This is a genomic window from Eubacterium barkeri (assembly GCF_900107125.1).
Classification (GTDB): domain Bacteria; phylum Bacillota; class Clostridia; order Eubacteriales; family Eubacteriaceae; genus Eubacterium_O; species Eubacterium_O barkeri.
The window spans coordinates 1-13,817 of the sequence record NZ_FNOU01000025.1 but is presented as its reverse complement, the minus strand read 5'-3'; the positions used below and the strand labels follow the sequence as shown (position 1 = coordinate 13,817).

Below are 13,817 nucleotides of genomic sequence, written 5' to 3'. Positions count from 1 at the left end.
TTTCTCCTAAGCTTTATCAATATCCAGCACGGCCTGATTCAGGCTGTGACACCGAATATCTAAATAGTCTACCATATCGCAAAATATTTCATAATCTGCCTGGGTCCCAGTGGTGTAGATTTCGGTTTTTCCACCATCATCCATTCCACTAAAGGCATCCTGAGCGGTAAGCTTCTCCCTCAAAATATCAATTTCCTTGATGGCCGGATTGATGATGGTAAATTGGGGGTATAATTCCTCGATGGTCTCTCGAACAATGGGAAAGTGGGTACACCCCAAAAGCAACACATGGATATCCCGTTCCTCAATGAGAGGATCAATGGCCAGATGAATATGGGTTCTGAGGAGCTCAATCTCCTCGGGATAATTATTAATAACTGAGGCCAGGGTTTTTGTCCCCTGCTGAACGAAGACGACCTGATCCGTCAGCTGGCGCAGCACCCGGGGGTAAGCCCCATTATTGACCGTTGCCCGGGTAGCGATGAGTCCAACCTCCCCGGTTTTACAGGTTTCCATAGTGGCCAGGCATCCTGCTTCCACAATGGAAAACAAGGGAACATTGGCGGTGAGCTGTTCCATCAGGGAAGAGATGGTATTACAGGCCAATAGGATGGCCTTTACCCCCCGTTCCTCCAGGAAACGGATATCACTATTGGCATATTCGATAATGGCGGCATTATCCAGCTCGCCATAGGGCATCCGCAGGGAATCCCCCAGGTAAATGAGGTTTTCTCCCGGAAGGCGCTGTTGCAGCTCCCGAAGAACCGTAAATCCGCCGATGCCAGAGTCGATGAGCCCAATGGGGCTTTGATTGGTCATAATGACCTCCTTACTAAAGACCGGTCTATTATATCAATTGCGGGTGACCGGGGTCAAGGGGTGGCACATAAAGACCGCAGTCCTTCCCCATCGATGATGTCCACGCTCCCCCGGGAAAGCTTAACCCACCCCTCCTGCTGGAAGTTTTTAAGCATCCGCGTGACCACCTCCCGGGCGGTACCCAGATGCCTGGCAATTTGATCGTGGGTCAGGGGCAGACGGGCAGTTCCTGACCGCTGGTACTCCGAGAGTAAAAACGTGGCTAAGCGAACATCAAAGCGTCTGAACAATACCTGCTCCATGAGCCACATGACCTCTGAAAAACGCTCTGCCATGAGGCGGTTGGTGTACAGCGCCAGGGTGGTGGAATGCTCCATGAGGTCTTTGTAAACCGGAGCCGGAATCACCCAATAGGCACTGTCCTCCCCGGCCTCAATGGCAATGTCGAATTGCATTTCCTTGAGCATGCAGGACCCTGTAAACAGGCAGATTTCCCCAGGGCCCAGGCGATACAACGTGATCTCCCGTCCTTCCTCGGACATAATAAAGGCCCGCAGCCACCCCGCGGACACCACTAAAAGCCCCAGGCATTCCTCTCCGCCGTCGTGGATCAGGGTGCCCCCAGGGACCAGCCGATGCACCGCAGCAGACGTCAACACCGATTGCTCCCCTTCCGTCAGCTCATCCCAAATGGGAAAATCCTCACATAATTGCCCCATGGGCCACCTCCTCTACAAATCCGTACTTCCGCATTTCAATATTTTCATTATACCGTCCCCAGAAAAGAAGTCAATACAAAAAGACCTGCGGTAAGCAGGTCTTACGACAAAGGGAATGGCGCGGGTAAGATAGACATATTCCATTTTAATCGACCCCTATACAAACAAGTTGACGTTGGATTCTTCAGCATCGCCCAGGTAGGCACCCACACCGGCGTAGGTAATCCCGTCGATGAGCTCCTCCTTCTTAATGCCCATGACATCCATACTCATGGTACAGGCCACCAGCTTCACCCCATTGTCCATGGCCTTTTTCATCAGAGTCTCCAGGGAATCCACATTTTTATCCTTCATGATCTTCTTCATCATGGCCGTCCCCATGCCCAGCATATTCATTTTAGAAAGCTTAAGCTTTTGGGCACCCCGGGGCATCATCACGCCGAACATTTTTTCCATCATGGATTTTTTAACCGCCTGTTTATGGGGCTTGCGCAGAGCATTAAGTCCCCAAAAGGTAAAGAACATGGTCACCGGGCGGCCCATGGCTGCGGCACCATTGGCGATGATGAAGCTGGCCAGCACCTTATCCAGGTCTCCACTGAACACCACCATGGTCTTACCCTCTACGGCGCCAAGGGCATCGGCCTTCACCACTGGCTTTCCTGCTGTTCCCTTTTGCAAAAGGGCCGTATAACCGCCACCACTTTCACCGGTTTCCAACAGGGTATTCCCCGTCCGCCGACACCAGGCGGCAATATCCTGGGTAAAGCCAGGGTCCGAGGCCTGAACCTCTAAAGTATCCCCATCCGCCATTTCACCCATGGCTTCAAAAACCTTCATAATGGGCCCAGGACATTGAAGACCGCTGCAATTAATCCGAATACAGGCTGCTTTGGATTGGTTTGGGTAAGACATGGATTGACCTCCTGTGGGTACTGTTGTCTGGGGTTCTCCCAGGGCTTCATAATGGGTGGCACGATAAAATTTCATGCCACCGGGATAGACCAATGCCTGGGTGAAGCCATGGCCGGCTAAAATACGGGCAGCATTGTAACCCCGGACACCGATGGCACAGAACACCACCACCGGGGCTGACCGATCCTTCCCCAGTTCCCCAAGTCGATCCCGGAGCTGGCCCAGGGGAATGTGAATGGCCCCGGGAATGGCACTAACCATACACTCGGCATCCTCCCGAACGTCTAACACGGTATATTCCGGGTGAGTTTCTAAACTGTCCCAGGGGGCAAAAGCGACCCGCCCGGTCAGCACATTTTCAGCCACAAAGCCCGCCATATTCACCGGATCCTTGGCAGAGGAATAGGGCGGTGCGTAGGCGGTCTCGATGCGGGTGAGATCCCCAATGCTTCCCCCCAGCCCCAGGACCACCGAAATGGTGTCAATGCGTTTGTCCACACCATCCCGACCAACAATTTGTGCGCCCAGAATCCGTCCCTCGGGGCGGGCGAAGAGCAGCTTAAGGGTCAACGGCGTGGCCCCGGGATAGTACCCGGCATGGCTATTCTGGGTGATGATGATGGTCTCATAATCCTTTCCCTTCACCAGGCCATCGGCCATCAAGCGTTTTTCGTTATGACCGGTAGAGGCTGCGGTTAAATCGAAGACCTTGGCCACCGCAGTCCCCAAGCTTCCGGCGTACTCACTTTTCTCCCCGGCCAAATTATCGGCGACAATCCGCCCCTGCTTATTGGCCGGGCCAGCCAGGGGGATCATCCCCTTGGAGCCATCCACCCGGTCCACCACCTCGACGGCGTCTCCCAGGGCGTAGATATCCGGGTCCGTGGTGACCATCGCCCCGTCGGTGATAATCCCACCCCGGGGTCCCACTGCCAGTTCCGCATCCACGGCCAGCTGGTTATTGGGGCGCACCCCAATGGCTAAAACCACGCCATCTGCGGCAATGTGGGTGCCATCCTCCAGTAAGACCTTGACTTTTTCGTCCATATCCTCAAATCCGGTGACGCCCATGCCCAGGTGTAGATCCACACCCTTCGCCACCAGCTCGCCCTGAACAAGCCTAGCCATTTCCAAATCCAGGGGGGCCATCACCTGGTTCAGCTTTTCTACTAAGTGTACGGTGACACCGGCTTCCCGAAGGTTCTCTGCGACCTCGAGCCCAATAAAGCCGCCGCCCACTACGACCATTTCTCCAGCACCGCCTGCCCCCAGGAGAGCTTTGATCCGATCCATATCCGGCACGGTCCACAGGGGCATGATTTTGGGATGATCGATGCCCGGCAGGGGGGGTACAATGGGGGATGACCCAGTGGCCAGCACCAATTTGTCATAGGGGACAGTGGTCGTCACCCCGGTTTCCAAATCCTTTACCTCCACTGTGTGGGCTTCCCGATGAATGGCCACCACCTCATGGCGTACCTGCACGGACACATTGTATTTCTTCTCCATTCCCTCGGGGGTGTTTAAGAGCAGGGCATCCCGGGAGGCAATCACATCCCCCAGATGATAGGGCAGCCCGCAATTGGCGTAAGAAATATACTCGCCCCGTTCGTAAATTGTAATTTCAGCTTCCTCGTCCAGACGGCGCAGCCGGGCGGCTGCACTGGCACCGCCTGCCACGCCCCCCACGATAATAATGCGTTTCCCCATGATGATATCCTCCGTTTACTCACTTTTTTTCCATTATACCGCCTGTCCCTATAATTTTCTGTGATATTATCACCAAAGTACAATTCCTTCCACCTTGATTCCACGAAAAAAGCCGGCATCCCGAAGGACACCGGCTTCCTCTTAGCACGCTTTTTTATTTCTTCGCTTCCTTGGCCGCCTGAGCTTCTGCCACGACCTTATCGGAAACCATGGAAGGAGCTTCTTCGTAGCGGACGAATTCCATTTCGAATTCCCCCCGGGCCTGGGTCATGGAGCGCAGCTCTGTGGCATACTTAAACATTTCTGCCAAGGGTGCCTCTGCCGTAATGACCTGCTTGCCGCCATCAATGGGTTCCATCCCCATAATCCGTCCCCGCTTTTTATTAAGGTCTCCCATAATGTCGCCCATGTAGGCTTCCGGCACCGTAATGGTCAGCTTGTAGATGGGTTCTAGCAGCACTGGAACCGCATCCTTCATGCCCTTGCGATAGGCCAGGGTTGCGGCCATTTTAAAGGACATTTCATCGGAGTCCACGGCGTGATAGGAGCCATCATACAGGGTTGCCCTGACGCCAGTTACAGGGTAGCCCGCCAGCACACCCTCCACCATACAATCGGCCAAGCCTTTCTCAACAGCGGGAATAAAGTTCCTTGGAACCGAACCGCCAACTACCTTATCCACAAATTCAAAGGCATCGTTGGGGTCGTTCCCTGGTTCAAAGGTGACATATACATGTCCAAATTGGCCAGATCCACCGGATTGCTTTTTATGCTTCCCTTCAGCATCCGCTTTTTTACGGATGGTTTCACGGTAAGGCACACGCATGGGTTTCAGCTCAACCTCCACCCCGAATTTTTGTTTCAGGCGATTACAGATAACCTCCAGATGCATTTCCCCTAAACCCGACAGCAGAGTCTGCTTCGTTTCATTATTCCGGTGGGAATCCATGGTCGGATCTTCTTCCTTCAAGCGATGAAGGCCAGTGGCCAGCTTATCGATGTCCGCTTTATTCTTCGCCTCAAGGGCCATGGAAATGACCGGTCTGGGCATGTCAATGGGAGGATAGACAATGGGATCTTTAGGCGTACACAGGGTATCTCCGGTGACCGTGTGGGCCAGTTTTGAGAAAGCACCAATATCCCCGGCCAGCAGAGCATCAACATCCAACTGCTTGTTCCCCCGAAGGACGTAAATATGGCCAACCTTTTCTTTGAGTTCCTTATTGGCATTATAAATCTCAGTGGTGTTTTCCAAAACACCAGACATTACTTTAAAGATGGACAGTTTGCCGACAAAGGGGTCGACGATAGTCTTAAAGACCTGAGCAGAGAAGGGTGCATCCCCATTACAAATCCGTTCGATTTCTTTTTCGTCTTTAGGATCCTTCCCAATGGCCGGTGCACTGTCTGCCGGTGAAGGTAAATAGGCGATCATCATATTTTCCAGGGTTTCCACGCCGATATTCTGAACCGCTGAGGTACATAAGACCGGGATCAAATCCCCCTCCAATACCCCGGTACGAATGCCGTAGTGAATTTCATCTTCGTTAAGCTCTTCCCCTTCGAAGTATTTTTCCATGAGTTCTTCGCTGGTCTGTGCCACGGATTCCATGATCATTTCCCGGTAAGGCTCCAACTCTTCCTTCATATCATCCGGTACTTCCACATCGAAGCAGCGGTTATCCTTCCGTTCTGAGCCCGTCATATCAACAATGTTAACCACACCGCGCATGGCTTCTCCCTCACCCATGGGCAGCTCCAGAGGGATCACCTTATTGCCAAAGGCTTCCTTCAGGCCATCCATAACTTTGGAAAACTCTGCATTTTCACGGTCCATTTTATTGACCACAATAAAGGCCGGAATATCGGCCTGGGCTAAAAGCGCCATGGCTTTTTCGGTCCCAACCTGGACACCCGCCAATGCATCAATGACGATGACGACGGCGTCCGCCACCCGGAGTGCGGCGTAAGCATCACCAATAAAATCAAAATAGCCTGGAACATCAATGAGATTGATTTTATGTCCACCATATTCCACAGGAACGATGGACGATGAAATTGAAAACATCCGCCTCTTTTCTTCAGGATCAAAATCGGCCAGGGTATTTCCTTCATCGATTCTGCCCATTCGATCCACAGCACCTGCATTAAACGCCAGCGCTTCGGTCAATGTGGTTTTGCCACTTCCTCCGTGTCCTAACAATAGGACGTTTCTGATGTTTTTGGTCGGATAAGTCTTCATGTGATTTCCCCCTTGATAGATTGCATCCCGCAGGATGCGGGATATTTAAGTGATGTCTCTATTTTAGACTATTTTAAACAATTAATCCAGAATTATTATGCTTTTTTGTAAAGGTGATTCATTTTCAATGCAGATGTAAAATGCCGAAAATAAAACAGGGCCGCACAAATGGTACGAACCCTGTTTTTGTGATTCCAACAGCTAAGCTGCTTTTTTCTTTTTATTCTTTCCGGTGACCTTGCTGATACCACTCATCACCTTGACCCCCTTGCCCACAATATCGACAACCGGGGTGATAATTTCATTGGTCAGACTATCCACAGTGCCGTGGACATCCTCCAGAATCGAGTCTGTTGTCTCTGCCATATCACTGGTTTTATCCACAATAATTTTGACATTCGAACGGTTTTCTTCCATCATCTTATTGGCCGTATCCATGGCAATGGCCAGGCTTTTGAATACCTTGACCAAATACACCGTGCCAATGACAACAGCAATGGCAATAATGAGTACCGCTACCTCCCAAAGGGTAAAACTGAGGGTGATGGTATTGGACATAGGTTATGCCTCTTCCTTATCGTCATCTGCTTCTTCCGCTTCCGTTTCAGCCTGGGGAGCTTCACCTTCCGCTTCTTCAGCATCATCTGCTGGTTCATCATCCCCATCCAGAGCCGCCAATTCTTCATTGAGTTCATCAATATCCTGATTGACCTCATCCTGGATTTCCTGGATTTTATTTTCAATTTGGGTCTTATACTGGTTTACACGGTCCGTCAATGAATCACTGGCATCCTGGAGTTGTTCTTTAAGTGTTTCGCCATATTCCACTGCCTGGTCATACATATCCCCAAAGGATTCCTGAGCCCCTTCTTTGATCCGACGTCTGGTGCTCTCTCCGGATTCTGGTGCCATCAGTACTCCCAAAGCGCCTCCAATAACCGTACCGATGAATAATCCGCCAATGAAATAACCTGTTTTACAACTCATTCCAGCTTCCTCCTCATTTTTAATATAATCTACTATACGCCGTATTCCTTTAATTTCTCATATAATTACAAGAAAAACCTAATGCCGATCCTTCTTGATCTCGCCAAAAGCAGATTCCACCAGATCAACCAAAGCCTTTAAAGCCTCACCTTCATCGTCGCCATTGGCTTCAATGCTGATGGTGCTCCCCTGGGCAATCCCGCCAGACATGATACCCATAATACTTTTGGCATTGATGCGGAGATCCCCCTTAACCACATCGATATCCGACTCAAATTTTCCGGCGGTCTGCACAAAAAGCGATGCAGGCCGGGCATGAAGCCCCGTTTGGTTAATGACCGTCACTTCTTTGCTTACCATAACTATCCTCCCCTATGAAATACTATATCCTGGATGGGCCCATTGCCCACCTCAACGTCTACTCCTAGACGATTTTGATATCCAATTCGTTTAATTTTGCCTTAATCATGGCCTGTACTTCTTCACCTGTTTCCAAATCCAGGGCTTCTTCGGCAATTTCCTTTGCCGTTTCAAAGCTGACGCTGCGAATAATTTTTTTGACCTGGGGGATGGACGGCGCACTCATGGAGAACTCGTTAAGACCCAATCCCAGGAGAACTAAAGTCGCATAGGGATCTCCGGCCATTTCTCCGCACATTCCGGTAAATTTACCAGGATAACTATCCGATGCTTCAATCACCTTACGCACCAGCCTCAAAATGGCCGGATTGAGGGGATCGTACAGATAAGAGACCGTCTGGTTCATGCGGTCCACCGCCAGGGTGTACTGGCAAAGGTCGTTGGTTCCAATGGAGAAGAAATCCACTTCCTTGGCAATAATATCCGCAGTCACCGCTGCTGATGGAATTTCCACCATGATACCAACACCAATTCCCTTATCATAAGCAATGCCTTCAGCATCCAGCTCAGCCATACATTCAGCCAGTATCCCCTTGGCCTGGCGCACTTCCCCGATCCCGGAGATCATGGGAAACATGATCTTTGCCGTACCGTAGGCCGATGCCCGGAGAATTGCCCGGAGCTGGGTTTTAAACATTTCTGGCCGTTCAAAGCACAGGCGAATGGCCCGAAGTCCTAAAAATGGATTCATTTCTTCCGGCAGTGGCAGGTAGGGCAACTTCTTATCCCCACCGATATCCAGGGTTCGGATAATGACTGCACCACCTTTAAAGGACTCAATAACGGTCTTGTAGGCTGCAAATTGCTTTTCTTCATCGGGCATGACATCACTGTCCATGTACAAGAACTCGGTGCGGTACAGGCCAACGCCTTCGCCGCCATTATTAAGGACTCCTTCGACGTCTGCAGGGGAGCCAATGTTTCCCACCAGCTCCACCCGGTGGCCATCCTTGGTCTCTGCCGGCTGTTCTTTCAGCTGGCTCAGCTCTGCCATGTAGGCCTCATAATCGGCCTTCTTCTGCTGGTATTCTGCCAATTCCCCTTCTGAGGGATCGACAATGACCTTCCCCTGAATCCCATCGACGATAACAGTCTGGCCGTTACCCACCGCACTGGTAATGTCTCCCAGTCCAAGGACCGCAGGAATTTCCAGACTCCGGGCCATGATGGCAGTATGGGATGTCCGGCTTCCAATATCTGTAGCAAAACCCTTCACCCGTTTTTTATCCATCTGAGCCGTATCTGAAGGTGCTAAGTCCTCTGCAATGATAATGGTATCTTCATCCAGACTGGAAATGTCCACATTATCAACTCCCATGATATTGTTCATGACCCGGGTTCCAACATCCCGGATATCTGCCGCACGGCCTCTGAAATAGGGATCATCCATGGCATCGAACAGATCATAGAAGCGATCGGTAACGACCTTAGTGGCATAAACCGCACTATAATGGTTTCCATTAATCTCACCGATAATACTATCCACAAATTCTGGATCCTCTAATACCATGGCGTGCGCTTCAAAGATTTCTGCTTCTTCTGCCCCCAAATCGGCGGCAGCTTTTTCTTTAATCCCTGCTAACTGGGCCTTGGACTCTGTCAAAGCCCCTTGCAAGCGGGTAATTTCTCCCTCGGTATCCGTGACCGTTGTCTCTTCAATATTGAGCTCGACCTTGGCGTATACAAATGCCGTTGCAATGGCAATACCGGATGATGCAATTATTCCTTCTTTAATCACGATACTGTTCCTCCAAATTTATATTTCTTTACGCCCTTCCAGGGCTTTAATCAGCGTTATTTCATCAATATATTCTACATCTGCACCAATGGGCATCCCCTTAGCCAGGCGGGTGACCTTTACCCCGGAAGGCGTAATCAGGTTTCCCAGATACATGGCCGTTGCTTCACCCTCTGGTGTGGGATTAGTGGCCATGATCACCTCCTCAACCCCATCCGCTGCCAGACGCTCAATAAGCTCCCGAGCCTTAATATCCTGGGGCCCGATCCCCTCCAGGGGGGAAATGACCCCGTGGAGCACATGATATACCCCTTTGTACTCCCTGGTTTTTTCAATGGCGTAGATGTCCTTCGTACTTTGTACCACACAAATTGTCTGCTGATCTCTTCCTGGATCAGAACAGATATCACAAGTCGCTTTATCCGTGATCGAAAAGCATTTGGGGCAGAGGTGTACCTTATCCTTTACTCCCATCAGTGCCTCAGACAACCCCGTAATATCGCTCTCTGGGGCATCGATTAAATGGAAGGCCAAACGCTGGGCCGTTTTTTCCCCAATCCCCGGCAACTTTCCCAGTTCGATGACCAAACGTTCGATCGCCTGGGGATAGAGTCCCACTTAGGATAACCCCGGAATGTTCAGCCCTCCGGTTAGCTTACCCATTTCATTGCCAGTCAGTTCATCCACCTTTGCCAGGGCGTCATTAACCGCTGCAACAATCAAATCCTCTAACATCTCTACGTCATCCTCATCAATGACATCGGGGTCGATGCTGACACTGGACAATAGCTTGCTTCCTTTAACTAAGACCTTCACGGCACCACCGCCAGCACTGCCTTCAATCTCTGTTTCTTCTAAGGCCTCCTGGGTACGGGCCATTTCTTCTTGCATTTTCTGAATCTGCTTCATCATATCGTTCTTCCCGGCAGGCTTAGGTCCGCCCATTCCCCGGGGAGCACGTCTTTTTGTTTTTGCCATCCAGTTCCTCCTAATTTATACAACAATCTATTTGGACAAAATTATACCATTAAACCGCCAAATAATCACTGCTTTCATTGATTTTAATCGATAATCAAGGAATTTTTTTAATTAATTTCTGTTACAGGAATTTTTTCATCACCAAGGATCGCCTGGGTTTTTTCCAGAAACGTCATTTCTTCATAATCCTTATCCACCACTTTAATGGAAAAATGTACCCTACGCCCCGCAATACCTTCCGCGATTTTCTGGAGCAAATCAATTTGATCCCCCAGCATACCCGCAGGAGCCTCTCCATCCGGGGCCATAAACTGAAGGACCAGCTCGTCCGGCCCAGCTTCACATAGACGCCCTTTTAGAAACATGCCCCGGAGCAACGGGCTAATGCCATTGTGCATGGCACGGGCGATACTATCGATATCCAGTGACCCAGAAGTTCTCTTATTCGATGATACGGGCGATTTTGCGGGTTCTTCTTTCCCCATCCTGTTTTCCTTGGACGACCGTTCCTCCTGTCCCCTTTTCACAGCGGTGCTTTCCTGGGATGCGATGGGCATTGCCACCCTTTCCGTCACCGCTGCTGGCGGTCTTTCCTGCTGTACCCTTTGTTGCTTTTGCTCCGATGCCGTGACGGCCACCCGAGGGACAACGGGCATGGGCACACATTGCTTGAGTACGCTCATCTCCAGCACCGTAGACGCCAGATCATTGTAGCGCAGCTTCTGACGATCCTCAATAAAATCGGTCACCATGGCGAAAATACGTTGGGGTGGAATCCCCTGGCATTGGCTCTTCATCTCCTGGATTTCGGACTCACCCCGGCCCAGGATATCCCCGGCCCGGCTTCCCGCAGCCATGACCACCGCCAGATTCCGCAGACAATCGATTATCTGCCCCATAAGCAATGAACTATCCGCCCCCTTCTCCCGCAGCTGTCCTAAAATGGCCAAAGCTTCGGGGGCATCCTCCTTGAGCATCGCGCCGACCAGATGACTGATCGTGTCCTCGTCTGTCAGACCCAAAAAACTGAGAACTTGCTCTGGGGATATGGGTGCATTTCCCTCCCGGATATCGATGACCTGATCCAAAATGCTCAGGGCATCCCGCATGGAGTGATCCCCCCGGCGAGCAACGATTTCCAGGGCCCCAGGCTCCATCTCAACCCCAAGGTCCTTTAAAATAGTCGCCATTTGCCCCACAATCATTTCCTGGGAAATTGGTCGAATATCATAACGCTGACACCGTGAGAGAATCGTTGCCGGCAGCTTGTTCGGCTCTGTGGTTGCCAGAATGAAAACAATGTGACTAGGGGGCTCCTCCAGGGTCTTAAGCAGGGCATTAAAGGCTTCTTTGGTGAGCATGTGAACCTCATCAATGATGTAGACCTTGTACCGCCCAATTTTAGGTGGGTATTTTACCTTATCCCGAATATCCCGGATTTCGTCCACCCCCCGATTGCTGGCCGCATCAATTTCAATGATATCCATCACGCCAGGTTTTTCAATCTCTGTACAAACGGTACAAACGTTGCAGGGATTCCCATGCTGGTTGTCCTGGCAGTTAATGGCCCGGGCAAAGATTTTCGCAATGGAGGTCTTCCCCGTTCCCCGGATGCCTGTAAAAAGATAAGCGTGTCCGACCCGATCGGAGAGGATTTGGTTTTTAAGTATTTGTGTGACAAAGTTCTGACCGACGACAGCATCAAAGGTCCGCGGTCTGTATTTACGATATAGCGCCAGATAGGCCATGGCATCCTCCAATCTTCTAGTTGTTTATTCCTATTTTAGCATAATCACCTCCCCTTTGGGGTATTAGTTTGTGTTCTGCAATTTCTTTCAGCACAATCCTGTATTAGAGCTTTACCCCCTGGGAAATATCCGGTATAATGAATAATCATACACTGGAGGTCGACGTGAAAACTTCAACCAAACATTCGATTTATGCTAAAATCACCTTATTTGCAGCTGCTTTAATCTGGGGCAGTTCTTTTTTCGTCATGAAAAATGTGGTGGATGTTTTCCCACCCAGCCTTTTATTGGCCGTCCGATTTACCATCGGCTTCGTGCTGTTGTCCTTATTTTTCTTTAAACGCCTGAAAAGCCTGAATTGGGAATATCTTAAAATTGGTGCTATCATCGGTTTTTTCCTTGCCATGGCCTACGGCATTCAGACCCTTGGTCTCACGGATACCACCCCGGGGAAAAACGCTTTTTTAACCGCGGTGTACTGCGTTATCGTTCCTTTTTTATATTGGATTGTCGATAAGCGTCGACCGGATGGGTATAATATCCTGGCTGCTTTTTTGTGCATCGGGGGGATTGGGCTGGTCAGCCTAAGCGGGGGCTTTAGTATTACCTTTGGGGATTCCTTTTCCCTACTCAGCGGATTGTTCTACGCCTTACACATTGTGGCCGTAGCCAAACTCGGCGTTGGTCGGGATATGACACTGATTACCATTTTACAGTTCGGCTATGCGGCGCTCTTCTGCTGGATCATCGGTTTGACCACAGAAACCTGGCCTGGGGTCATTCCCTCGGATTGTTTTTATCAGCTGGTTTATCTCGGAGTTTTCGCCACCACCATCGCCCTTTTATTCCAGAACATTGGCCTGAAATGGGAGAATCCTTCCTCAGCCTCCATCATTCTGAGTCTGGAATCCGTCTTTGGGGTATTGTTCTCAGTCCTTTTCTACGGCGAGCAAATGAGTGGTCGTTTATTCCTGGGCTTTTTCATCATTTTTATTGCCATTATTATTTCTGAAACAAAATTATCTTTTTTACGAAAAAATACCATAAAAAAAGACCCGATGCCTTAGCATCGGATCTTTTGATTTTTAAAGGAGATACATGGGCAATTCTTTCATTGCCTTTTTCTTAGCAGCTTCCGCTTCAGCTTTTGCCCGGGCTTCCGCCTCAGCTTTTTCTCGCGCTTCTAGTTCTGCTTTTGCTGCAGCCTCTGCTTCAGCTTTCTTCTTGGCTTCTGCTGCTGCCTTCGCTTTAGCTTCTTCGTCAGCCTTTTTCTTAGCTTCTGCCGCCGCCTTCGCTTTAGCTTCTTCGTCAGCCTTTTTCTTAGCTTCTGCCGCCGCCTTCGCTTTAGCTTCTTCGTCAGCCTTTTTCTTAGCTTCTGCTGCTGCCTTCGCTTTGGCTTCCTCATCAGCCTTTTTCTTGGCTTCTGCTGCTGCCTTCGCTTTAGCTTCTTCTTCAGCCTTTTTCTTGGCTTCTGCTGCTGCCTTCGCTTTAGCTTCTTCATCGGCCTTTTTCTTGGCTTCTGCTGCTGCCTTCGCTTTGGC

The 13,817-nt window shown here is 50.3% G+C and carries 13 protein-coding genes; 1 reads left to right on the top strand and 12 read right to left on the bottom strand.

Annotated features, from left to right (window positions below):
• Window positions 1-6: 6 nt before the first annotated feature.
• From murI to dnaX, 11 genes are all read right to left on the bottom strand, one after another.
• Window positions 7-819, bottom strand: a complete 813-nt coding sequence (gene murI / locus BLU30_RS12245) for a glutamate racemase (RefSeq protein ID WP_090246784.1) — start codon at window positions 817-819, stop codon at window positions 7-9.
• 53 nt (window positions 820-872) lie between these two features.
• Window positions 873-1,538 (bottom strand): Crp/Fnr family transcriptional regulator, encoded by a 666-nt coding sequence (locus tag BLU30_RS12240; RefSeq protein WP_090246783.1) that lies wholly within the window; start codon window positions 1,536-1,538, stop codon window positions 873-875.
• 156 nt (window positions 1,539-1,694) lie between these two features.
• A complete protein-coding gene (locus BLU30_RS12235; RefSeq protein ID WP_090246781.1) occupies window positions 1,695-4,163 on the bottom strand; it encodes a DsrE/DsrF/DrsH-like family protein in 2,469 nt (822 codons plus the stop codon).
• Window positions 4,164-4,317: 154 nt separating this feature from the next.
• Window positions 4,318-6,405 (bottom strand): elongation factor G, encoded by a 2,088-nt coding sequence (gene fusA / locus BLU30_RS12230; protein WP_090246780.1) that lies wholly within the window; start codon window positions 6,403-6,405, stop codon window positions 4,318-4,320.
• 201 nt (window positions 6,406-6,606) lie between these two features.
• The gene (locus BLU30_RS12225; RefSeq protein WP_090246779.1) at window positions 6,607-6,963 is read right to left on the bottom strand and encodes a DUF948 domain-containing protein; all 357 of its coding nucleotides are present in this window, start codon (window positions 6,961-6,963) and stop codon (window positions 6,607-6,609) included.
• Window positions 6,964-6,966: 3 nt separating this feature from the next.
• Window positions 6,967-7,392 carry a YtxH domain-containing protein gene (locus BLU30_RS12220; RefSeq protein WP_090246777.1) on the bottom strand — a complete coding sequence of 142 codons (426 nt, stop codon included), beginning with the start codon at window positions 7,390-7,392 and terminating at the stop codon, window positions 6,967-6,969.
• Window positions 7,393-7,470: 78 nt separating this feature from the next.
• Complete coding sequence (locus tag BLU30_RS12215) at window positions 7,471-7,752, bottom strand: HPr family phosphocarrier protein (protein ID WP_090246776.1); 282 nt, start codon at window positions 7,750-7,752, stop codon at window positions 7,471-7,473.
• 64 nt (window positions 7,753-7,816) lie between these two features.
• A complete protein-coding gene (gene ptsP / locus BLU30_RS12210; protein ID WP_090246806.1) occupies window positions 7,817-9,547 on the bottom strand; it encodes a phosphoenolpyruvate--protein phosphotransferase in 1,731 nt (576 codons plus the stop codon).
• A gap of 21 nt (window positions 9,548-9,568) precedes the next feature.
• Window positions 9,569-10,168, bottom strand: coding sequence for a recombination mediator RecR (gene recR, locus BLU30_RS12205; RefSeq protein ID WP_090246774.1), 600 nt, complete (start codon window positions 10,166-10,168; stop codon window positions 9,569-9,571).
• Window positions 10,169-10,528, bottom strand: coding sequence for a YbaB/EbfC family nucleoid-associated protein (locus tag BLU30_RS12200; RefSeq protein WP_090246773.1), 360 nt, complete (start codon window positions 10,526-10,528; stop codon window positions 10,169-10,171).
• Between the two features lie 107 nt (window positions 10,529-10,635).
• Window positions 10,636-12,276: a DNA polymerase III subunit gamma/tau gene (dnaX, locus tag BLU30_RS12195; protein ID WP_090246772.1), complete on the bottom strand. Its 1,641-nt coding sequence runs from the start codon at window positions 12,274-12,276 to the stop codon at window positions 10,636-10,638.
• 164 nt (window positions 12,277-12,440) lie between these two features.
• Between dnaX and BLU30_RS12190 the strand changes: the two genes are divergently transcribed.
• The gene (locus tag BLU30_RS12190; RefSeq protein WP_242873583.1) at window positions 12,441-13,343 is read left to right on the top strand and encodes a DMT family transporter; all 903 of its coding nucleotides are present in this window, start codon (window positions 12,441-12,443) and stop codon (window positions 13,341-13,343) included.
• An 18-nt stretch (window positions 13,344-13,361) separates the two neighbouring features.
• Here BLU30_RS12190 and BLU30_RS12185 read toward each other — a convergent pair.
• Window positions 13,362-13,817, bottom strand: a 456-nt coding sequence (locus BLU30_RS12185) for a hypothetical protein (protein WP_176770936.1), incomplete at its 5' end; no start/stop codon positions are given.